Source organism: Paludibacterium sp. B53371, from assembly GCF_018802765.1.
Taxonomy (GTDB): domain Bacteria; phylum Pseudomonadota; class Gammaproteobacteria; order Burkholderiales; family Chromobacteriaceae; genus Paludibacterium.
This window is the reverse complement of the sequence record NZ_CP069163.1, coordinates 2,127,630-2,150,056: the sequence shown is the minus strand read 5'-3', so window position 1 is coordinate 2,150,056 and position 22,427 is coordinate 2,127,630. Positions and strand designations below refer to the sequence as shown.

Here is a 22,427-nt window from a genome sequence, read left to right as displayed (position 1 = left end):
AATTATTGCAGAAAATGCAACCTTCTGTTGCAACATCAGGGAGCTCGATCGGAGTAAGCTGACGCCATTGTTTCGGAGAGTGTGATGGTGACTTTGACCCTGCTGTGCGTGTTTGCCTATTTTGCCGGTCTGATTGACTCAGCCGTCGGCGGGGGAGGGCTGGTGCAGATTCCGGCGATCTTCACGCTGCTGCCGCGTGAGTTGCCGGTCACGCTGCTGGGCAGCAACAAGCTGGTTTCCGCGCTCGGCACGACCTTTGCCGCGCGCAGCTACCTGCGCCGCGTACGCCTGCCCTGGGCGGTGATTCTGCCCGCCGCCAGCGCGGCCTTCGTCATGGCCTTTGTGGGGGCCGCGGCGGTGTCGATGGTGCCGAAGAATCTGCTGCGCCCCATGGTGCTGGTGCTGATGTTGCTGATTGGCTGGTATACCCTGAAAAAGAAGGATTTCGGGGCGCTGCATGTGCCGCGCGAGATCGGCCAGCGCGAGAAGGCCATGGCGCTGCTGTTCGGTGCCGCCATCGGCTTCTATGATGGCCTGTTCGGGCCGGGGACCGGTAGCTTTCTGATTTTCCTCTTCATCCGCTATTACGGCTTCGACTTTATCCATGCCTCGGCCTCGGCCAAACTGGTCAATCTGGCCACCAATATTGCGGCGCTGGTATTTTTCATTCCGGCCGGCCATGTTCTGTACCGCTACGCCATTCCCATGGGCCTGTGCAATATCCTCGGGGCACTCAGTGGCAGCTGGCTGGCCATCCGTCAGGGTACGGTTTTTGTGCGTAAATTGTTCCTTTGCCTGACCGGGGGGCTGATTCTCAAGCTGGGTTACGATCTGCTGGCGTAGTCGCTGCCCATCCCTGCTGCGGCGGGCATTGCGCCAGGGCCTGGCTGACGCGGCACAGTGTCCGGATGAGTTCAGGAAGCTGGCGCTGGATGTCGGCATCCTGGCCGGCTTCGATGCTTTGCATCAGTTGCTGGACCGGCGCCATATAGGCGGGTGTACAGATCAGCCGCGTCAGACCCTGCAGGTGGTGCAGGGTCTGCGCCAGCTGCTCCCGCTGGCCGGCCTGATCCCGCCTCAGTCGTTGCAGATCGCTTTGCAGGCTTTGTCGTGCCGCCGCCAGAAATTGTTCGCCGAAACTGCGGTCGCCGCGGATCAGCTTGCCCAGTACCGACAGATTCAGTATTTCCCCTGGTTCGATCGGCTGCAGACCCTCCTGCAGATGGCGCAGCAGGTCTTCTGCCGCCACCGGCTTTTCCAGCCAGGCATCGAAGAGATGACCGGTGTGGCAGCGTTCGCTGCCGGTGGTCATGCCGAGGATGGTCTGGGTTGGCCCGCAACCGCGGCGGCGTTCCAGCTGCCGGATGACCCGGCAGACTGTCGGCCCGCTCAGGTCCGGCAGCTGTCGGTCGATCAGCAGTAAATGAAATGGCTGACGCAACCATTGCCGCAATGCCTCCATGCCGCTCGTGCAGGGGGTGACAGCGATCCCCCACTGCTGCAGGGTATGCATCAGCAGCACCCGGTTTGCCACCTCGTCCTCAACCAGCAATACCCGATAACCTGCCAGCCAGGTCCCTTCGGCGGGGGAGCGGACGGGGCCCGCCGTATTGTCCACGGGCACGGGCAGCGTCAGCCGGATCAGCGTGCCTCGCTCCGGCAGACTCTGCACACGCATTTCACCGCCCATCTGACGCAGTAATTGCCGGCTCAGGTGCAGGCCAAGGCCATGTCCGCCATGCCGTTGCCGTGCGGCGGCACCCGCTGCCTGGTAGGGCTGATCCAGTTCGGCACACAACTGTGCCGACATGCCGATTCCGCTATCTCGCACGCAGATCTGCAGCAGGCAGCCCTGGCTGCCATCGGGCTGGCTGCTGGCCTGGACCGAGATCGCGCCGTGCGCAGTATATTTCAGTGCATTGGACAGCAAGTTGTGCAGGATCTGCCGCAAGCGCTGTGCATCCAGTATCACCCGCGGCACCGCCAGTTGCTTGCTGAATGTGAGGCGGAGCCCGCGGCTGGCGGCGATCGGTTGGTAAATCTGCTGCAGCTCGTCAAACAGCGCCTCCAGCTGGCAGGGGGCCGGACACAACGGCCAGGCAGGCTGCTGTGCCTTGCTTTGCGAGATCAGGTCATCCAGCAAGGCCAGCAGTGCGGTGCTGGCCTGCCAGGCCGTCTGGATCATGGCGGTCTTGTCGGCCGGATTGGCCAGCGCCAGCTCCAGCAGACGGCTGATGGCGGCCAGCGGCGTGCGGATTTCATGGCTGAGCAGCGCCTGCATGGCGGCACTTGCCGGCTCGGGCTCTGGTGGCGTTCCGGCCGCGGGTGCGGCAGACGGCGGGAGAGGGCCAGCGCGGCAGGTGAACACGATGACGGCGATCGGCATCAGCAGGGAGAAGAGCAAAAGCGGTAAAGGAAGCTCGCTCAAAGACGCCAGCCACATGAGCGGATCAAAGGCATCTTCAGCCCTGACTTCATGATGGTGGGGCATGGTCACTCCTGATTGTGTTGGTTGAATTGTTTAAAAAAGCGATTTATTTTAAATTATATGCTTAAAGGTCGCCGTGACAAGTCGGCGCGGTGGTGTGCAGCGGTCGGGGACGGGGGATAAAAAAACCCGTACCGGGAGGTACGGGTTGTCTGCTCAGTCAGAAGGGGTTACAGCTTGGCGGCGACCCAGTCGGTGACGCCGGCCAGCGCCTGTGCCAGCGGGGCCGGGTTGGTGCCGCCGGCCTGGGCCATATCCGGACGGCCACCGCCCTTGCCGCCAACCTGCTGGGCGACACTGTTGACCAGTTCGCCGGCCTTGATGCGGCCGGTGAGATCGGCAGTGACTCCGGCGACCAGCGCCACTTTGCCGTCCTGTACCGCCGCCAGTACGATGGCGGCCGATTTCAGCTTGTCTTTCAGCTTGTCCAGGGTTTCGCGCAGTGCATTGCTGTCGGCGCCGGGCAACTCAGCCGCCAGTACCTTGATGCCCTTGATCTCGACAGCCTGATCCACCAGGGCTTCGCCGGCATTGGCCGCCAGCTTTTGCTTGAGCTGGGCCAGTTCCTTGTCCAGCGCACGCGCCTGCTCCTGCAGGGCGCTGACGCGCTGCAGGATCTCGTCGCTCTGCTGGGCTTTCAGGCGCTGGGCCAGTTCGCGCAGCAGGGCATCCTGTGCCTGTACCTGCTGCAGAGCGCCTTCGCCGGTGACGGCTTCGATGCGGCGAACGCCGGCTGCGACGCCACTTTCGCTGACAATCTTGAACAGGCCGATGTCACCGGTGCGGCTGACGTGGGTGCCGCCACACAGTTCGGTGGAAAAGTCGCCCATTTTCAGTACGCGCACTTCATCGCCATACTTCTCGCCAAACAGGGCAATGGCGCCGGCCCGGATGGCTTCGTCGTAGGACATGCTGCTCGCCGTCACCGGATAGTTGGCACTGATCACATGGTTGACCACACGCTCGATCTCAGCCATCTGGGCGGCTGTGACGGCCTCGCCATGGGCAAAGTCGAAACGGGTGCGATCATGGTTGACCAGCGAACCCTTCTGCGCCACATGGCTGCCCAGGACATGACGCAGCGCGGCATGCAGCAGGTGAGTGGCCGAGTGGTTGCGGGCAGTGGCCTGACGCTGATGCAGGTCGATGGTGGCAGCGACACTGTCGCCGACTTTCAGGCTGCCCTTGGCCAGACGGCCCTTGTGACCGAATACGGCGGCCTGGATCTTCTGAGTGTCGACCACATCGAATAGCGCACCGACACCACCGGAAATGGAGATCTCGCCCTGATCGCCGGCCTGGCCACCGCCTTCGGCATAGAACGGGGTCTTGTCCAGCACCACAATACCTTCGTCCCCGGCCTGCAGGCTGTCGACCTGTTCCTGGCCCTTGTACAGGGCCAGCACGGTGGCATCGACACTGGCTTTTTCATAGCCGTCGAAACGGGTGTCGGCGCCGTTGTATTCCACATTGCCGACCATTTTGAAGCTGGAGGCCGCGCGCGCGCGGGCGCGTTGCGCTTCCATCTCGCGCTCGAAGCCTTCGAGATCGGCCTCGATGCCCCGTTCGCGGCAAATGTCGGCCGTGAGGTCCACCGGGAAGCCGAAAGTGTCATACAGCTTGAACAGGGTGGCACCCGCCAGGCGCTGCTGACCGCTGGTCAGCGCGTCTTCCAGCAGGGCCATGCCGTTGTCCAGGGTTTCGGAGAAGCGCAGTTCTTCCTGCTTCAGCGCGTCTTCGATGTCGGACTGGCGTGCGGCCAGGTCCGGGTAGGCGTGCCCCATTTCCTGCACCAGGTCCTTGACCAGCTTGTGCAGGAACAGACCCTTCTGACCCAGTTTGTAACCATGGCGGATCGCCCGGCGGATAATACGGCGCAGGACATAGCCACGGCCATCGTTGGACGGCAGTACGCCATCGGCGATCAGGAAGGACACGGCGCGGATGTGGTCGGCAATCACCTTGAGCGACGGCACGTCCATGCTGAAGGGCACGCCGGTTTCGCGCGCGGCCGCCTTGATCAGTTGCTGGAACAGATCAATCTCGTAGTTGGCATGCACATGCTGCATCACGGCCGAAATGCGCTCCAGCCCCATGCCGGTGTCGACCGAGGGCTTGGGCAGCGGATGCATGGTGCCGCTTTCATCCCGGTTGAACTGCATGAAGACGCAGTTCCAGATTTCGATGAAGCGGTCGCCGTCTTCTTCCGGGCTTCCGGGTGGGCCACCCCAGATGTGGGCGCCGTGATCGTAGAAGATCTCGGTACACGGGCCACACGGACCGGTGTCACCCATTTGCCAGAAGTTGTCCGAGGCGTAGGGCGCGCCCTTGTTGTCGCCGATGCGTACGATCTTGCTTTCCGGTACGCCGATTTCCTTGGCCCAGATATCGAAGGCTTCGTCATCGCTGGCGTAGACGGTCACCATCAGCTTTTCCTTCGGGATGGCCAGCCATTGCGGACTGGTCAGGAATTCCCAGGCGAAGTGGATGGCATCGCGCTTGAAGTAATCGCCGAAGCTGAAATTGCCCAGCATTTCGAAGAAGGTATGGTGACGGGCGGTATAACCGACGTTTTCCAGGTCGTTATGCTTGCCGCCGGCACGAACGCACTTTTGCGAGGAGGTGGCGCGGTTGTAAGGGCGCTTGTCGAAGCCCAGGAACACATCCTTGAACTGGTTCATCCCGGCGTTGGTGAACAGCAGGGTCGGGTCATCCCCCGGAACCAGCGAGCTGGACGGAACGATCTGGTGTCCCTTGGAGGCAAAGAAGTCCAGGAATTTCTGGCGAATTTCAGCAGTTTTCATCGATTTAGTCTGAGTATGTTAGGCGATGGCTGGGGCGGCATGAGTCCGCCATACCTGCCCTGAATGCAATGGCCATAGTTTCGCAAGGCGAGCGCCTGCTGGCAAGCCGTGCGAAGGGTTATTCGCTGTCTTCGAGGCTTCCGGCGAGAATTTTGCGGATGATTTCCTGCGGAAAGCCACGCGAAGCCAGAAAACGCAGCTGACGTGCCTTTTCCTGCGGTGTGGCGGGGAGGGTGCCGAATTTGCGCTGCCAGACGGCGCGGGCAGTGGCCAGATCGTCCTGACCGGCCAGCGCCTGTTCGATCAGTTCGTTGCTCAGGCCTTTTTCACGCATGGCCTGACGCAGGCGCAGACTGCCATATTTGTCGGCCTTGCTGCGGGAAAACTGTTCGGCGAAGCGCTCGTCGGATTGCCAGGCGCGTTCTGCCAGACGCGACAGCACGTCTTCCAGCTCTTCTGCCGACTGGGCGTGCGGACGCAGACGGGTAACAAGCTCGCGGCGCGAGTATTCGCGCCGCGAGAGCAGATCGACGGCTCGCGCCATCAGACTCTTTTCCATGCCTTACAGCACGCTGTCTTCCAGCGTTTCCGGATCGCCACCATCTTCGCTCATGGCGATGGTGACCCCCACGGTTTCACGTACCTTGCGCTCGATGTCCTGGGCGATGGCCGGGTTTTCCTTGAGGAATTCGCGCACATTGTCCTTGCCCTGACCGATCTTCTGGCCGTTATGGCTGTACCAGGCACCCGATTTCTCGATGAAGCCGTGTTGCACGCCCATTTCGATGATTTCCCCTTCACGCGAGATGCCTTCGCCGTAAAGGATGTCGAATTCGGCCTGTTTGAACGGCGGCGAGACCTTGTTCTTGACGACCTTGACGCGGGTTTCGTTGCCGACCACTTCCTCGCCCTTCTTGATGCCGCCGATACGGCGGATGTCGAGACGGACCGAAGCATAGAACTTGAGCGCATTGCCGCCGGTGGTGGTTTCCGGGTTGCCGAACATCACACCGATCTTCATGCGGATCTGGTTGATGAAGATCACCAGCGTGTTGGTGCGCTTGATGTTGCCGGTCAGCTTGCGCAGCGCCTGGGACATCAGGCGGGCCTGCAGACCCACGTGCGAGTCACCCATCTCGCCTTCGATTTCAGCCTTCGGCACCAGTGCGGCGACCGAGTCGACCACGATGACGTCGACGCCGCTGGAACGGACCAGCATGTCGCAGATTTCCAGCGCCTGCTCACCGGTGTCCGGCTGCGAGATCAGCAGATCTTCCACCTTGACGCCCAGCTTCTGGGCATAAACCGGGTCGAGGGCGTTTTCGGCATCGATATAGGCGCAGGTGCCACCCAGTTTCTGTGCCTCGGCGACCACCTGCAGGCACAGGGTGGTCTTGCCGGAGGATTCCGGACCGTAGATTTCGACCACACGGCCACGCGGCAGACCGCCCACGCCGAGTGCCAGATCCAGACCCAGCGAGCCGGTGGAAATCACCTGCAGGTTTTCGGTAATCTGGTTGTCGCTCATGCGCATGATCGAGCCCTTGCCGAACTGCTTCTCGATCTGGGCAAGGGCGGCCGCCAGGGCGCGGCTCTTGTCTTCGGTACGCTCTGCCATGCTATCTCCAATAAATGTATTTGCCGGTAAGGGGCGGATTATCGCACAAACCTCGGGGGTGACAAACGAAACCGGCCAGGCCTTGCCATTTTGCCGGACGTCACCACCTAAGTCTTCAACCGGCAAGCTTTTTTCCTGCAAACAAAGACTTTTGCCCGGTCATTGATGATAGTGTACGTAATCAAAATCGATTTGTCACTTGATATCGTACAAAATCATTTTGCCGCCCGGTCTGCAGACAGACTACTGTTGTCGCCTTGAGGGTTATGCCAGAATGCACAGCATGCTGAATCAACGTTCGGAACGCCTGCTCAAGACCCTGGTCGAGCTGTATATCGCCGATGGCCAGCCGGTCGGTTCGCGCACGCTGGCCATGGCCAGCGGGCTGGAGCTGTCTTCTGCCTCCATCCGCAACATGCTCGCAGACCTCGAGGGCATGGGGCTGGTTGCCGCGCCGCATACCTCGGCAGGTCGCATCCCGACTTCGCGGGGCTACCGGGTCTTCGTCGACCGCCTGCTGACCGTTTCCCCGCTGGAGACCGATGCCGTGCGCGAGCTGGAGTCGGGGCTGCAGCCGGACAGTCCGCAGCGGCTGGTGCATGCCGCTTCCTCGCTGCTCTCGGAACTGACGCATTTCGCCGGCGTGGTGGTCACGCCACAGCGACCCGACGTGGCGTTTCGCCAGGTGGAGTTCCTGCGCCTCTCCGAACGCCGCGTGCTGCTGATTCTGGTCACGCTGGATGGCGATGTGCAGAACCACCTGCTGCAGACCCAGCGTGATTACGCGCCCGGTGAGCTGGTCGAAGCCGGTAATTTCCTCAACCAGCATTATGCCGGTCTGGGGCTGAGCGGCATCGCCTTGCGGCTGGAGGGCGAGCTGCAGGGTCTGCAGCGCGACATCACCGAGCTGATGACGGCCGCCATCGACTTCGGCCGTCAGGCCGCCCGCACCCCGCAGGAGTCGGTGATGATCAGCGGAGGCAGCAATCTGTTGCATGTGCGGGATCTGTCCGAAGACATGAACCGCCTGCGCGAGCTGTTCGACGTCTTCGAACGCAAGACCGAACTGCTCGAATTGCTCAACCAGAGCCGCGAGGCCCAGGGGGTGAGTCTGTACATCGGCGACGAGTCCGGCCTGCTGACGCTGGATGAATGCAGTGTCGTGGCGGCTCCGTACCGTATTAACGGGCAGGTGGTCGGCACGCTGGGGGTCATCGGACCGACCCGCATGGCCTACGAGCGCGTGATTCCGATCGTCGACATTACCGCGCGCCTGGTGTCGAGTGCCCTGTCATTCGGCGAGTAGGCCCCTCGTCCAACCCTAAGAGAATGGATGTCATGAAGAAAAGAATCCTGGCGGCGCTGCTGCTTGCCGCCCCATTGCTGGCCCGGGCCGATGCCGCCTTCCTCGCACGAGCCGACGTGCAGCGCTATATCGACGAGCAGGTTGCCGGCGGCCAGTTCTCCCGGCCGGAACTCGAAGCCGTGTTTGCCAATGTGGAACTCAAGCCGCGCATCATCGAGGTCATGGACCGGCCGGCAACCTCACGCCCCTGGTACCAGTTCCGCAGCAATTTCTACAACGAAAAACTGCTCAATGACGGCGTCGCTTTCTGGAAGGCCCACCCCGACGCGCTGGCCCGCGCCGAACAAACCTACGGTGTGGCGCCGGAGATGATCGTGGCCATTCTGGGCATCGAGACCCACTACGGTCGCAATACCGGCAGTTTCCGCGTGGTGGATGCGCTGTCGACCCTGGGCTTCAACTATCCGCGCCGTGCCGAGTATTTCCGTGGTGAGCTGACGCAGCTGCTGCAACTGGCGCATGAAGAACGCCTCGATCCGCTGACTTTCAAGGGCTCCTACGCCGGCGCCATGGGCTGGCCGCAGTTCATGCCGTCCAGCTTTCGCCAGTGGGCGGTCGATTTCGACCACAGCGGCCATCGCGATATCTGGAACAACCCCGACGATGCCATCGGTAGTGTGGCCAATTACTTCCAGCAGCATGGCTGGATCCATGGCGACGACATTCTGATTCCCGCCGATGTTACCCCGGGACCGCAGGTCGATGCCCTGGTGGCCGACAAGTTCAATCTGCACTACACCGTGGCTGAACTGGCGGGCATGGGCGTGAAGCCGGAAGTGCCGCTGGCGCCGGCGGTGAAGGCGGTGCTGGTGCCGCTCGAGGTCTCGCCTGGGGTGACCGAATACTGGCTGGGGCTGAACAACTTTTATGTGATTACCCGTTACAACAAGAGCACGCTGTATGCCAAGGTGGCCCAGGAAATCGCCAGGGAGATCAAATCGCGCTATGTGGCGGCAGTGTATGCCGACCAGCCGAGCTGATTTTTCCGGAAAACATTTCGCCATCCCGGACAATTGCCATTAGAATCCGCCTCCATGACCTATCAAGTTCTTGCCCGTAAGTGGCGTCCCAAGCGCTTTGCCGACCTGGTCGGCCAGGAGCACGTGGTTCGTGCGCTGTCCAATGCGCTGACCGATGCGCGGCTGCATCATGCCTATCTGCTGACCGGTACGCGCGGGGTAGGTAAAACCACGATTGCCCGCATTCTGGCCAAGAGCCTCAATTGTGAAGTCGGCGTCGGGGCCGAGCCCTGTGGCGAGTGTCCGGCATGCCGGCAGATTGACGCCGGTCGTTTTGTCGATCTGCTGGAAATCGACGCGGCTTCCAATACCGGCATCGACAACATCCGCGAAGTGCTGGAAAACGCCCAGTACGCGCCAAGCATCGGCCGCTTCAAGGTGTACATCATCGACGAAGTGCACATGCTGTCGAAGAGCGCCTTCAATGCCATGCTCAAAACGCTGGAAGAGCCGCCGGCACACGTCAAGTTCATTCTCGCCACCACCGATCCGCAGAAGGTGCCGGTCACCGTGCTGTCGCGCTGCCTGCAGTTCAATCTGCGCAATATGACGCCCCAGCAGGTCTCCGGCCATCTGGCGCACGTGCTGGCGCAGGAGGGCGTCAGCTATGAGGCCCCGGCGCTGGCTTTGCTTGGCCGCGCCGCCTCCGGCTCGATGCGCGATGCCCTGTCGCTGCTTGACCAGGCTATCGCCTACGGGGTGGGTGAAGTCCGGGAAGAGGGCGTCCGTGCCATGCTCGGCGCAGTCGACCGCCGCTACCTTTTCGTGCTGGCCGAGGCCCTGGCCGAGGGGGATGGTGCCAGACTGATGCAGGAAGCCGGCAAGCTGGCCGAGCGCAGCATCGGTTTTGATGGCGCCCTGGCCGAGATGGCCCTGCTGTGGCACCAGGTGGCGCTGATGCAGAGCGTGCCGGCCGCCATTGCCGAGGACGAACCGGAGCGAGAGGCGCTGACCCAGCTGGCTGCGCGCGTGGCGCCGGAAGATGTTCAGTTGTATTACCAGATTGCCCTGCACGGTCGTCGAGACCTGGCGCTGGCACCGGATGAACTGGCCGGTTTCTCCATGACCTTGCTGCGCATGCTGGCCTTCCATCCGCGCCATGCGGGCGAAGTCGCGACGTCTTCGGCGCCGGCCATCCCGCGCGCCCAGTCATCGTCCCATGCGCCGGCGGCACCGGCGGCCCATGCCGCGACAGCGGCGGCGAGTACGGCGACCCCGGCACGTGATCTGCTGGCGCAACTGTCCGGACGCAGCGCCCGTCCTGCCGCACGTGAGCAGGCGGCCGAACCGGCGGCGCCGGAAGAGCCCGAGCCTGCTGCGATACCGGCACCCGCACCCGTTGCGGCGGTACCGCCGACCGCGCCGGTGGCTGCGGCCGCCCGACCCGCCGAGCCTCCGCGGGAGACTGCTGCACCGGCCCCTGTGGTGGCCGCTGCCCCGGCGGTGCGCGAACCCGAGGCGCAGGACAGCCCGCCCTGGGATGACGACGATGACATCCAGCTGGCCACCCCCCGACCGGTCGATGACGACTGGGTGGCCGAGCCGCCGGCAGCGCCGTCCGTGCCGGCGGTGTTTGATGGCGACTGGATCAGCCTGATCGGCGAGCTGGGCCCGCGCATGGGCGCCGCGCGCATGCTGGCACAGAATGCCATGCTCAAGTCCTACGATGGTCAGCTGCTGGCACTGGCGGTGCCGGAAAGCTTTCGCCACCTCGCGGCGCGCGACTATCAGGAAAAACTCAAGAGTGTGCTGGCCGAGCGTTTCGGCAGTGCGCTGCAAGTGACCGTCTCGGTCGAGGATCTTGGCCTGGAAACCCCGGCCATGAAGGATGCCCGCGAACGCCAGACACAACTGGCGGCGGCGCGACAATCACTGGAAAACGATGCCGTGGTTCAGCAGTTCGTGCGCGATTTTGATGCCACACTGCTCACGGATACCATTCAACCCGTTCAGGAGTCGTAAGCAATGTTCGGAAAAGGCGGTATGGCCGGCTTGATGAAGCAGGCGCAGCAAATGCAGGAAAACATGAAAAAGGCGCAGGAAGAACTGGCGCGTATCGAAGTGGAAGGCCAGTCCGGTGCCGGCATGGTCAAGGTCGTCATGACCTGCGGCCACGATGTCAAGCGCGTTGCCATCGACGACAGCCTGCTCAGCGATGCGGCCGATGACAAGGAAATGCTGGAAGACCTGATCGCCGCGGCCATCAACGATGCCGTGCGCAAGGCCGAAGCGACCTCGCAGGAGAAAATGGCCGGCTTCACCAATGGCCTCAGCCTGCCCCCGGGCATGAAATTCCCGTTCTGATGAAAAACCCGCCTTCGCTCGATCAACTGATCGCAGCGTTGAAGGTACTGCCGGGCGTTGGGCCGAAATCGGCCCAACGCATGGCTTTCCACCTGCTGCAGCGCGAACAGGCCGGCGCGGAGAAACTGGCGCGGGCGCTGGATCGTGCCTTGAGCAGTCTGGTGCATTGCGAGCGCTGCAATACCTTCAGCGAAACCCCGCTGTGCAATCTGTGCGCCGACCCCGAGCGCAGCCAGAACCAGTTGTGCGTGGTGGAGATGCCGGCTGACCTGCTGATGCTGGAGCAGGCCCGTTGCTACGACGGCCTGTATTTCGTGCTGATGGGACGCATCTCGCCGCTGGAAGGTCTGGGACCGCGCGAGGCCAATCTCGACAAGCTCTTGCTGCGCGCCCAGGACGGCGTGGTCGAGGAGGTGATTCTGGCGACCAACTTCACCGCCGAAGGGGAGGTGACCGCCCACATGATCAGCGAACTGCTCAAGCAGCGCGGCCTCAAAGTGTCACGCATTGCGCGCGGCATGCCGGTGGGCGGCGAGCTTGAGCACGTCGATCCCGGCACCCTGGCACAAGCCCTGTACGAGCGCCGTACGACCTGACAGCCGTTCAGGCTGTCGGGCCTGTTTCATGGACGGCCACCCCTGTGCCGCCAGCCATCCGGCGAAGGCGGCAAAGCGTGGCCGTTTCTCTTCCCCTGCCGGACAAATCAGATCGTAGCGATAGCCTGACGGACCGGCCGGGAACGGCGCGACCAGGCGTCCGTCGCGCAGTGCTTCCGCCTGCAGCGAACGTCGTCCCATCGCTACGCCCATGCCACTGACCGCCGCCTGCAAGGCCATCTCGGCATATGATTGAACACGGTCTGCCGTTGCTGTACTTCCAGCGTCTCTCCCTGATCGTGCCGCCAGTGTTGCCACGCCAGGGACGGGGACAAGCTGTCGATGGATTCGGTGCAATGAATAAAGCGCGCCCCGGCCAGTGCCTTGACCCCCTGTGCCAGCGCCAGCCGGGCAGCATCGTGCGGACTGCACACCGGCAGCAGCCACTCGTCGTACAGTTGCAGGCAATGAAGAAAGCTGCCGCCCCCAGGGGCGGCAGCTGCAGGCCTCAGGGGCGGTTCAGTATGACACTGAAGGACTGAGGCTCACTCCACGGGCTGCTGCCAGAATGATTGGCCGCCAGCAGTACCCAGATATAGTCGCCGCCGTTTCTGAGTGCCGCATCCGGCGTGACACTGCATGTCCCGCTGGCACAACCCAGCTGATCGGGGGAGAACTGGCCGGTATAGAGGGTGGGGCCGTTGTTTTCGCGCAGATTCAGATAATACCGGGTGGCGCCCGGAACCGGCTGCCAGCGGTAGGTTGGTTTGATCTCGCTGCTGTTGCCGGAGGGGGCCAGCAGGCCGGTCGGTTTGACCGGTACCGGCTCGCCCACGGTCACGGTCACCGTGGCGCTGTTGCCGCTGCCGGCCGCATTGCTGCCGATGACACTGTAGGTCGTGTCATTCTGCGGCGTGACGTCGCCACTGCTGTCAGTGTTGCTCAGGCCAGTATTGGCGCTCCATCGGTAGCTGCTGGCCGCAGGCTGGCAGGATGCGCTCAGATGACTGGGCGATCCACGGCCAACAAAGGCCGGGTCGGCACTCAGGCTGCAAATCGGTACGCCGGCCTTGTTGCCTGACTGGGTGAGGGTGAAAGACTGATCACCAATGGTCAGGTGCGCCGTACGGCTGTCGGTGCTGCGGTTGGCGCCGACCAGGTAACGTACCGTGCCATGACCGGCTCCACTGCTGCCGGCGGTGATCTGCAGCCAGCTGGCGTCGCTGCTGGCGCTCCAGGCGCAGGTCTTGCTGCTGTTGACGCTGACGCTGCTGGAGCCGCCCACGGCGCTCATGGTGCCGCTGTTGCGCGCCAGTTTGAACTGGCATGGCGAGTCGGGCGGGGTGACCGCGCCATCCGCCAGCACCATTTCCGTGCCGAACTGCACGTCGCTGGCCAGCTCGCTGTAGGCGATTTCAAAGAAACCGGCTGTTCCCCAGCTCTCCCCCCAGCTGTTCTTGACGATGAAGGCCTGATCGGCATCATTCCAGCCCACCAGCAACACGGCATGATCGCCTACCCAGTCGCCGCTGACATGCTGGTAGACCCCGCCTGCGTAATAGTAAAAATCATTGAAAACGCGGAACGTGACCACCAGCGGACCCGTCGCGTACAGCGCATTCTTCAGTACATCCACCGTGGCGGTGGCGTTCTGCACCACATACTGCCAACTGTTGATCTTGTAGCTCTGCGACTGCCAGCCCGGGCGCGCGGTACTGCAGCTGCCATTGTCGGCGGTATACGGATAGTAGGCCTCACTGGCGTTGCCGGGAGACTTGAGGAAATTGGAGGCCTGATCCGGCCAGCCCCCGCCGCAATCGCCCGCGCCACTGCACGACAGCACGATCTGTTCGGACAGGTCCAGATTCTTGTCCGGCGTATTGGCGCTGATCAGGGCCCGTGACTCCAGCGCCGCCGTCACGGCAAAGGCCCAGCAACTGCCGCAATTGCCCTGGTTCTTCACCGAGGTGACATAGCTGTGGCCATTCAGGTTGCGCCAGTCAAAGCTGGCGGGAAGGGCCGCCAGCCCCGGCTTGCGCTGCTGGTATTTGGGATTGATGAACGGTGTCTTGTTGCCGCCTGGCTTGAGGCCGGTCAGTCTTTTTTTGGCTTCCGGCGTCCAGTTGGCGACCGGCGTGGCACGAGCTTGCCATTGTGCGCCGCTCTGGCGAATCGCCAGCTGGATGCTGGCCAGCTCACGGGCAACTTGCTGCTCGCTCAGTCTGGCCGGTTCTTCGGGTGCGGCAGCCCAGCCCGGCAAGGCGATCAGCGATAGCGTCAGCAGCATGCACTGCAGCCCGCTGCGCAGGGAAAGAGTCTTCATGGTCGGGGTCCATTCTGTGAAGAGAGACAACGGGCTCACCTGTCATCGGCGGCATCGGGATGATGCGCCGCCGTAGGAGCCTGAGCTGAAGTGTCGGAAGTGGGGCAGGGCGCGGCAACGGATCAATCAACCAGTTGCCGGTGGCCCATTTGACTGCTGTAGTGGGGTGGGCAGCGATTTGCCCGTGTTGCCTTAGTCCTGGCCGCCGCCGGCTTTTCCTGTGGCGGCGGTGCGGAAGGCGGTGGCACGGCTCCACGGGCTGTAGCCACGGCCGTTGGCAGCCAGCACCTGCCACTGATAGTCGCTGCCGGCATTCAGTGAGTTGCTGGCCTTGTACAGGCAAATCCCGGTCGAGGTGGTGCAACCTGCTTCACTGGCCAACAGTGACGTCTGCCATACCATCCGTCCGCTGCTGTCACGTACATACAGGTAATAGCGATCGGCCATGGGCACAGCGCCCCAGCTGAACGTCGTTCGAATCGGCACACTGTCGCCGACCGGGCTGAGCAAGACCGTGGGCGCGGGGGGCGCCGGCGGGTGGACGGGGGCGGTCACGTCGCCGTCGGCCAGCGTCATCTGGGTGGCAAATTGCGAATCACCGCTGATTTCGCTATAGGCAATGCGGAAGAAGCCCGCCTCGCCCCAGCTGGTGTCCCAACTGTTCTTGACGATGAAGGCCTGGTCAGCATCGTTCCAGCCGACAATTACAATGGCGTGATTGCCGACATAATCACCCGCGACATGACGATAGACCCCCGAGCCGTAATAGAAAAAGTCGTTAAAGACCCGCATGGTGGTGACCAGCGGTCCGCTGTTGTAGAGCGCGTTCTTCAGCAGATCAACACTGGGGGTTTGGCCCTGGGTAACGAATTGCCAGCTTTTCAGCCGGTAGCTGGCGTCCTGCCAGCCACTTTGCGCCAGGCTGCATGCCCCGTTGGCGGCGCTGTAGGGGTAATAGCCCTCATCGGCGTTGCCCGTTCGGGTGAGAAAGCCGTTGGCCAGATGCGGCCAGCCGCCATCGCAACTGCCCGCCTGACTGCACGACAGTACGATCTGCTCGGACAGGTCGAGGTTTTTGCCCGGCGTGTTGGCCGAGATCAGCGCGCGCGACTCCAGCGCGGCGGTCACGGCAAAGGCCCAGCAACTGCCGCAGTTCCCCTGGTTCTTGACTGGCGTGACATAGCTGCGCCCGCCGACCGTACGCCAGTCGAACAGGCCGGGTAGCGTACCGGCGCTCGGCTGATAGCGTTTCGTTTCCACGCCGGCCATCACCGGCGGTGCACCCTGCGGGACGCCGGTCAGCCGTTTTTTTTGCTCCAGCGGCAGCTCGGAAACCGGCGATACCCGGGTGCTCCAGCCGGCATCGGTCTGCAGGATGGCCTGATTGATTTGCTGCTGGGTGGCGCTGATCGGCGGCTCGGCATGAGCCGCCGTGACGAACAGCAGCAGTGTCAGCGCTTTGCCGACACGAGAGATCGAGGTTTGCATGAGGACAGAACTCCCATCGTAGAACCGTTTGGCCACCATGGCGGGCACGGTCTGCGCGATCATGGTCTGGCCGCTGTCGGTCAACAACGGTACGGAGCACCAGTTGAGGCGGCGGGAAGTCTGTGCTGAAGTGGAGCGGGGCGGCGCGTGCCGGCGGGCACGCGCACCGGGGAATCAGTGTGCGCCGAGATGGGGGAACAGACGGTACAGACCGTCGACCATGATTTCTACCGACAGGGCGGCCAGCAACATGCCCATGACCCGGTTGACGATATTGATGCCGGTTTTGCCCAGGACGCGACTGATCGGGGTGGCCATGTTCAGGGCGCCGTAGCAGACCACCGCCACCATCAGGCCACTGACGATGATTTTGGCCACATCAATCCAGGTATGGGCGGTCGTGGCGTAAATGATGACCGTGGAGATCGCACCCGGACCCGACATCAGCGGAATGGCGAGCGGCACCACGGCAATATTCGCCTTGGATTCGGCTTCGCTGCGCTCTTCATCGGTGGTCTTGGTCGGTGTTTCCTGGGCGTTCATCATCGCCAGCGCAATCATCAGCACCAGCAGGCCACCGGCAACCTGGAAGGAGCCGATGCTGATGCCGAGGAAGCTCAGCAGGCCCTGGCCCACCAGCGAGAACAGGCAAACCACCGCGGCAATGGTGATCGAGGCCAGCTTGGCGATTTTCTTGCGCTCGGCCTGGCTGCTGTGCGGCGTCAGGCCGATGAAGATCGGCACCGCCGACAGCGGGTTGATCAGCACCAGCAGTGCCATGAAAATTTTGCTAACTTCGAGTTCCATGCCGTCTTTCTGTCAGAAATTTGGGCGGTCTAGGGTAAGAAAAGACTGCCGCGCAAGATGATACCTCAAATCAGCAGGTTTTCCAGCGTATTAAAGTAGACCTGCGTCAAAGGATTGATATCTTGTAGCGCAATTCGCTCGTTCAGCTTGTGGATCGTGGCGTTGACCGGTCCGAATTCGACCAGCTCTCGCGCAATGCGCTTGATGAAACGGCCGTCCGACGTACCGCCGGTGGTGGACAGCTCGGTCTCGATACCGCAGACCGTACGGATCGCCGCACCCATCGCCTGCGTCAGTTTGCCCGGCTCGGTCAGGAAGGGGTTGCCGGACAGCGACCAGCTCAGATCGTAGTCGAGGCCGTGGCGGTCCAGAATGGCATGCACCTTGGCCTGCAGCGATTCGGCGGTGTTCTCTGTCGAGAAGCGGAAGTTGAAGCGCAGCTCGGCGGTGCCCGGAATGACGTTGCTGGCGCCCGTGCCTGACGTCAGGTTCGACACCTGCCAGGAGGTCGGCGGGAAATGCGCGTTGCCATGGTCCCACTCTGTCGCGACCAGTTCGGCCAGCGCCGGTGCCAGCAGGTGAATCGGATTGCGCGCCAGATGCGGATAGGCGATATGCCCCTGCTGCCCCTTGACCACCAGGGTGCCGGACAGCGAGCCACGACGGCCGTTCTTGATGGTATCGCCGAGACGGTCGACCGAGGTCGGTTCGCCGACGATGCAGTAATCAATGCTTTCACCGCGCGCTTGCAGCGCATCGACCACTCGCACCGTACCGTCCACCGCGTCGCCTTCCTCATCCGAGGTGATCAGCAGGGCGATCGAGCCCGGGTGGTCCGGATGCTGAGCCACGAATTGCTCGATGGCACAGACAAACGCCGCGAGCGAGGTCTTCATGTCGGCCGCCCCGCGGCCATACAAGTAACCATCACGGATGGTCGGCTCGAACGGCGGACTGTCCCAGCCATTCAGCGGTCCGCTGGGTACCACATCGGTGTGGCCGGCGAAGCAGACCAGCGGGCCGCTGCTGCCGCGCCGGGCCCAGAAATTGTCGACCTGACCGTGGCGCAGGCGTTCGATCTGGAAGCCGATTGCCTGCAGCCTGGTAATCATCATGTCCTGGCAACCGGCATCGTCGGGGGTGCCGGAGGGCAGTCGGATCAGGGCTTGTGCCAGAGAGAGGGTATCGTTCATCGGCCGAATGCTTCCTGATAGGCGGGTGCGTCAAAGCCCAGCAGGATGCCCCCCTGGTGCACGATCACCGGCCGCTTGATCAGCGAGGTGTGGGTTTCCATCAGCGTCAGAGCCCCGGCCAGCGTGTCGGCCGCGCTCTTCTCGCTTTCCGACAGTGCGCGCCAGGTGGTGCCTTTACGGTTGAGTACCCGGTCCAGGCCGCAGGCCGACACCCAGCGCGTCAGATGCTCGCTGTCGATACCCAGCTTCTTGAAATCATGGAAGGTGTAATCAATGCCCTGCGCTTCCAGCCACTGGCGGGCTTTCTTGACGCTGGCGCAATTGGGGATGCCGTAAACAATGGTCATGGCGCAAGGGGGTAGTGGCGATCAAAGTGATGATCTTATCATCGGCTGCGGCGAGAAACATGATTTTGGGCCCATGGGGTCGGGTTTTTGCAATATCCCGTCCGCATGGGCCCAGTGTTTTGTGCGAGAGCGACAAACAGCGATCAGGCTGCGACTTTGCCAACCTCCTGGTCACGCAGTGCGCGACGCAGAATCTTGCCGACGTTGGTCTTGGGCAGCTCGTCGCGGAACTCGATCTGGCGCGGAACCTTGTAGCCGGTCAGGTTGTGGCGGCAGTACTGCTTGATATCGTCCTCGGTCAGCTTCGGGTCCTTGCGTACCACGAAGATTTTCACCGCCTCGCCGGAGTGTTCGTCCGGCACCCCGATGCAGGCGACTTCCATCACGCCGGGCATGGCGGCGACCACATCCTCGATTTCGTTCGGATAGACATTGAAACCCGACACCAGAATCATGTCTTTCTTGCGGTCAACCAGCTTGACGTAGCCCTCGGGGGTCATCATCGCCATGTCGCCGGTGGCCAGGAAGCCTTCGCTGTCGATGACCTTGGCGGTCTCGTCCGGGCGATTCCAGTAGCCCTTCATCACCTGCGGTCCGCGGATGCACAGCTCGCCGGATTCTCCCATCGGCACCTCGCGTCCTTCACTGTCCCGGATCTGGATCTCGGTCGAGGGAATCGGCAAACCGATGGTGCCGTTATAGGCCGGCATGTCCAGCGGGTTGATGCAGGCCGCCGGCGAGGTCTCGGTCAGACCGTAGGCTTCGGCCAGCGTCACGCCGGTGACGGCCTTCCATTTGTCGGCGACTGCCTTCTGCACCGCCATGCCGCCCCCGAGCGCCAGCCGCCAGGTCGAGAAATCGACCGTGGCAAAATCCGGATGGTTCAGCAGGGCATTGAACAGGGTGTTGACCCCGGTCATCGCGGTGACCTTGTACTTCTTGATCTCTTTGATGAACCCCGGGATATCTCGCGGATTGGTGATCAGGACATTCAGTGCGCCAACCTCGGTGAAGATCATCAAGTTCGCGGTCAGCGAGAAGATATGGTAGAGCGGCAGGGCAGTGATGATGATTTCCTCGCCCTCGCGAATGACCGGCTTCACCCATTCACCGGCCTGCAGCATATTGGCCACGATGTTCCGGTGCAGCAGCATGGCACCCTTGGCGACGCCGGTCGTGCCGCCGGTGTACTGCAGGAAGGCGATGTCCTCGTGGCCGATCTCGACGGGGGTCAGCGGCTGGCGGCGACCTTGCGCCAGTGCATCATTAAAACGGATGTGGCCGCGGATCTGCCAGGCCGGCACCATCTTCTTGATCTTGCGTACCACGAAATTGACCAGTTGCGCCTTGGGGAAGCCCAGCAGGTCGCCAATGGCTGTCACGATGACGTGCTTGACCTTGGTGCGCGGCAGGACTTCTTCCAGCACATTGGCGAAGTTTTCCAGAATCACGATGGTGTCGACGCCGGCATCATTCAACTGATGCTCCAGCTCGCGCGGGGTATAGAGCGGATTGACATTGACCACGGTCAGACCGGCGCGCAGCGCGCCGAAGACACAGATCGGGTATTGCAGCAGGTTGGGCATCATGACCGCAACGCGGGCGCCCTTGGTCAGTTTGAGCTGATGTTGCAGGTAGGAGGCGAAGTGAGCGCTCAAGGCATCCAGCTCGGCATAGCTGAGGATCTTGTCCATATTCGCCATGGCGGGACGATCGCTGAACTTCTTCACGCTGCGTTCAAACACTTCGACGATCGATTTGAACTCATTGATGTCGATGTCGTGGGCGACCCCCGCCTGGTAGTTTTTCAACCAGATCTTATCCATCGTAAGGCTTCTCCGTCGTGCTGCGAGCGCGCACGGGCATGCCGCTGCGTGTGGCTGCTGGCGTCGTCTCGGCGTTGTTTGCGTATTATGGTTATGGCTATGTTTATGACATTCGCGCTGCTAATTTACATAAGGGATTATCTTGCGTCAAAATTGATGAATATGGGGTAGTCGGAAGTAATAGCGACTCGGTTTCCTTTTTGGCCGAAATGCGTTACAATCCCGGCGATTATGGATGGGCGATTCGCCCATTTTTTATTTGTGGGAAAAGCAATGGATGTGCGTTTGCTGCTGGAAAATACGTTGCCGGGCATGGGCTACGAACTGGTTGATCTCGAGCTGGCACCGGGTGGTGGCATGCGGGTATTTATCGACAAGCCCGGTGGCATCACCGTTGAAGACTGCGTGACGGTCAGCAATCACCTGACCCGCCTGTTCATGGTGGAAGAGGTGGATTACGACCGGCTGGAGGTTTCTTCGCCGGGGCTGGATCGCCCCCTGAAGAAGGAAGCCGATTTCGTGCGCTTCACCGGGCAGCTTGCCAAGATCAAGCTGCGCATGCCGATCGAGCAGCAAAAGAAATTTCTCGGCCGACTGTCCGGCTTCGAGGACGGTGTCCTCAAGCTGGAGGTAGAAGGCCGCATCGTGGAAATTCCGTTCGCCAACATCGACAAGGCCAGGCTGGAGCCTGAGTTCTAAAGATCTGGACGGCACTGGGCCACGAACAAGACAAGAATTCCGGAGGATTGCATGAGTCGCGAGATTTTGTTGCTGGTAGATGCGCTGGCGAGCGAAAAGAACGTTAGCAAGGACGTGGTGTTTTCTGCGCTGGAATCGGCGCTGGCTTCGGCCACCAAGAAAAAGTTTGCCGATGACGAGATTGATGTGCGCGTCGAAATCGATCGCCATACCGGCCAGCATCAATCCTTCCGCCGCTGGACGGTGGTTGAGGACGAGCTGCTGGAATTCGACAGCCGCGAACTGTCGCTGACGGATGCCCAGGCGCGTGACCCGAAGCTGGAAGTCGGTGCCGTGATCGAAGAACCGATGGAAGCCGTCGAGTTCGGCCGTATCGGTGCCCAGACCGCCAAGCAGGTCATCCTGCAAAAAATCCGCGATGCCGAACGCGAGCAACTGCTCAATGACTTCCTGCAACGCCGCGAGCACCTGGTGACCGGTACCGTCAAGCGTATCGAACGTGGCAACGCCATCATCGAGTGCGGCAAGCTGGAAGCCGTGCTGCCGCGCGAGCAGATGATCCCCAAGGAAAACCTGCGTGTCGGTGACCGCGTCAAGGCCTTCCTGCTGCGTATCGACCGTCTGGGTCGCGGCCCGCAGCTGGTGCTGTCGCGTACCGCCCGCGAATTCCTGGTCAAGCTGTTCGAGCTGGAAGTGCCGGAAATCGAAGAAGGCCTGCTGGAAATCAAGGAAGCCGCCCGCGACCCGGGCATGCGCGCCAAGATCGCCGTCAAGGCCAACGACCCGCGGATCGACCCGCAGGGTACCTGCATCGGCATGCGCGGTTCGCGCGTGCAGTCGGTGACGCAGGAACTGGCTGGCGAGCGTGTTGACATCGTGCTGTGGGCCCCTGAGCCGGCACAGTTTGTCATCAATGCCCTGTCGCCTGCCGAAGTGAACCGTATTCTGATCGACGAAGACAATCACGCCATGGATGTGGTGGTCGAGGAAGATCAACTGGCGCTCGCCATTGGCCGCAGTGGCCAGAACGTGCGCCTGGCAGCCGAACTGACCGGCTGGTATCTGAATATCATGACCGTGGCCGAAGCCGAAGAGAAGCATCTGGAGGAGGATGCTGCATTGCGAGAACTCTTCGTCAAGAATCTGGGTGTCGATGACGACACCGCCGCAGTCCTGGTGCAGGAAGGGTTTGCCACCCTGGAAGAAGTGGCCTATGTGCCAATCGCCGAAATGCTGGAGATCGAAGGCTTTGACGAAACGCTCGTCAACGATCTCAGAAGCCGTGCCCGTGATGCCCTGCTCAATCAGGCCATCGCCTCGGAAGAGAAGGCCGAATCCGGTCTGGCAGGCTTGCAGGATTTCGAAGGGCTGAGCGCAGAGCATCTGCAGAAGCTGGCCGATAATGGCGTGAACACCCGCGACGATCTCGCTGACCTTGCCGTGGATGATCTCGTAGACATGACTGGCATGGAGGCTGAAACCGCACGCGCAATCATCATGAAGGCGCGCGAGCACTGGTTTGAATGAGTGCCGGGTTTCAGTTAGCAAC

General features: G+C 62.0%; 20 protein-coding genes. 9 read left to right on the top strand and 11 right to left on the bottom strand.

Going from position 1 to position 22,427, the window contains the following annotated elements; translation table 11 throughout:
* Nucleotides 1–84 precede the first annotated feature (84 nt).
* Nucleotides 85–843, top strand: coding sequence for a TSUP family transporter (locus tag JNO51_RS10360; protein WP_215776748.1), 759 nt, complete (start codon nt 85–87; stop codon nt 841–843).
* On the opposite strand, the gene JNO51_RS10355 is transcribed toward JNO51_RS10360, so the two are convergent.
* The 4 genes from JNO51_RS10355 to recA form a co-directional block, all read right to left on the bottom strand.
* Nucleotides 815–2,491: an ATP-binding protein gene (locus JNO51_RS10355; RefSeq protein WP_215776745.1), complete on the bottom strand. Its 1,677-nt coding sequence runs from the start codon at nt 2,489–2,491 to the stop codon at nt 815–817. The two genes, JNO51_RS10360 and JNO51_RS10355, sit on opposite strands and share 29 nt — an antisense overlap.
* Nucleotides 2,492–2,658: 167 nt before the next feature.
* Complete coding sequence (gene alaS, locus JNO51_RS10350; RefSeq protein WP_215776743.1) at nt 2,659–5,292, bottom strand: alanine--tRNA ligase; 2,634 nt, start codon at nt 5,290–5,292, stop codon at nt 2,659–2,661.
* A 118-nt stretch (nt 5,293–5,410) separates the two neighbouring features.
* Entirely contained in the window at nt 5,411–5,851 is a 441-nt protein-coding gene (gene recX, locus JNO51_RS10345; RefSeq protein WP_215776739.1) for a recombination regulator RecX, read from the bottom strand.
* 3 nt (nt 5,852–5,854) lie between these two features.
* Complete coding sequence (gene recA, locus JNO51_RS10340; RefSeq protein ID WP_215776737.1) at nt 5,855–6,910, bottom strand: recombinase RecA; 1,056 nt, start codon at nt 6,908–6,910, stop codon at nt 5,855–5,857.
* Between the two features lie 283 nt (nt 6,911–7,193).
* On the opposite strand from recA, the gene hrcA reads away from it, so the two are divergent.
* From hrcA to recR, 5 genes are read left to right on the top strand one after another with little or no spacing between them, the layout of a single operon-like run.
* Nucleotides 7,194–8,216 (top strand): heat-inducible transcriptional repressor HrcA, encoded by a 1,023-nt coding sequence (hrcA, locus tag JNO51_RS10335; protein ID WP_215776735.1) that lies wholly within the window; start codon nt 7,194–7,196, stop codon nt 8,214–8,216.
* Between the two features lie 32 nt (nt 8,217–8,248).
* Nucleotides 8,249–9,256 (top strand): lytic murein transglycosylase B, encoded by a 1,008-nt coding sequence (mltB, locus tag JNO51_RS10330; RefSeq protein WP_215776732.1) that lies wholly within the window; start codon nt 8,249–8,251, stop codon nt 9,254–9,256.
* Nucleotides 9,257–9,310: 54 nt separating this feature from the next.
* Nucleotides 9,311–11,257 (top strand): DNA polymerase III subunit gamma/tau, encoded by a 1,947-nt coding sequence (gene dnaX, locus JNO51_RS10325; RefSeq protein ID WP_215776730.1) that lies wholly within the window; start codon nt 9,311–9,313, stop codon nt 11,255–11,257.
* Between the two features lie 3 nt (nt 11,258–11,260).
* On the top strand, nt 11,261–11,599 hold the full coding sequence (locus JNO51_RS10320; protein WP_215776728.1) for a YbaB/EbfC family nucleoid-associated protein: 339 nt from the start codon (nt 11,261–11,263) through the stop codon (nt 11,597–11,599).
* Complete coding sequence (gene recR / locus JNO51_RS10315) at nt 11,599–12,195, top strand: recombination mediator RecR (RefSeq protein WP_215776725.1); 597 nt, start codon at nt 11,599–11,601, stop codon at nt 12,193–12,195. Before JNO51_RS10320 ends, recR begins: the two co-directional genes overlap by 1 nt.
* Here the strand turns inward: recR and JNO51_RS10310 are convergent.
* The 7 genes from JNO51_RS10310 to JNO51_RS10280 form a co-directional block, all read right to left on the bottom strand.
* Nucleotides 12,100–12,513, bottom strand: coding sequence for a LysR substrate-binding domain-containing protein (locus JNO51_RS10310; RefSeq protein ID WP_215776723.1), 414 nt, complete (start codon nt 12,511–12,513; stop codon nt 12,100–12,102). The genes recR and JNO51_RS10310 overlap by 96 nt on opposite strands.
* A gap of 190 nt (nt 12,514–12,703) precedes the next feature.
* Nucleotides 12,704–14,518 (bottom strand): C1 family peptidase, encoded by a 1,815-nt coding sequence (locus JNO51_RS10305; RefSeq protein WP_215776721.1) that lies wholly within the window; start codon nt 14,516–14,518, stop codon nt 12,704–12,706.
* Nucleotides 14,519–14,710: 192 nt separating this feature from the next.
* The gene (locus JNO51_RS10300; RefSeq protein ID WP_215776719.1) at nt 14,711–16,006 is read right to left on the bottom strand and encodes a C1 family peptidase; all 1,296 of its coding nucleotides are present in this window, start codon (nt 16,004–16,006) and stop codon (nt 14,711–14,713) included.
* A gap of 174 nt (nt 16,007–16,180) precedes the next feature.
* On the bottom strand, nt 16,181–16,813 hold the full coding sequence (locus JNO51_RS10295) for a MarC family protein (protein ID WP_215776716.1): 633 nt from the start codon (nt 16,811–16,813) through the stop codon (nt 16,181–16,183).
* Nucleotides 16,814–16,878: 65 nt separating this feature from the next.
* Nucleotides 16,879–18,006, bottom strand: coding sequence for a succinyl-diaminopimelate desuccinylase (gene dapE, locus JNO51_RS10290; RefSeq protein ID WP_215776714.1), 1,128 nt, complete (start codon nt 18,004–18,006; stop codon nt 16,879–16,881).
* Entirely contained in the window at nt 18,003–18,353 is a 351-nt protein-coding gene (locus tag JNO51_RS10285; protein WP_215776712.1) for an arsenate reductase, read from the bottom strand. The genes dapE and JNO51_RS10285 overlap by 4 nt, the downstream gene beginning before the upstream one ends.
* A gap of 143 nt (nt 18,354–18,496) precedes the next feature.
* Nucleotides 18,497–20,179 (bottom strand): long-chain-fatty-acid--CoA ligase, encoded by a 1,683-nt coding sequence (locus tag JNO51_RS10280; protein WP_215776710.1) that lies wholly within the window; start codon nt 20,177–20,179, stop codon nt 18,497–18,499.
* 38 nt (nt 20,180–20,217) lie between these two features.
* Here JNO51_RS10280 and JNO51_RS10275 point away from each other — a divergent pair, with 38 nt between their 5' ends.
* Genes JNO51_RS10275 through nusA form a run of 3 tightly spaced genes read left to right on the top strand, consistent with a single transcriptional unit; the run spans nt 20,218 to nt 22,405 of the window.
* Nucleotides 20,218–20,511, top strand: a complete 294-nt coding sequence (locus JNO51_RS10275) for a hypothetical protein (protein WP_215776708.1) — start codon at nt 20,218–20,220, stop codon at nt 20,509–20,511.
* Nucleotides 20,453–20,878, top strand: a complete 426-nt coding sequence (gene rimP / locus JNO51_RS10270; protein ID WP_215776705.1) for a ribosome maturation factor RimP — start codon at nt 20,453–20,455, stop codon at nt 20,876–20,878. The genes JNO51_RS10275 and rimP overlap by 59 nt, the downstream gene beginning before the upstream one ends.
* A gap of 51 nt (nt 20,879–20,929) precedes the next feature.
* Nucleotides 20,930–22,405 carry a transcription termination factor NusA gene (gene nusA, locus JNO51_RS10265; RefSeq protein WP_215776703.1) on the top strand — a complete coding sequence of 492 codons (1,476 nt, stop codon included), beginning with the start codon at nt 20,930–20,932 and terminating at the stop codon, nt 22,403–22,405.
* Nucleotides 22,406–22,427 lie beyond the last annotated feature (22 nt).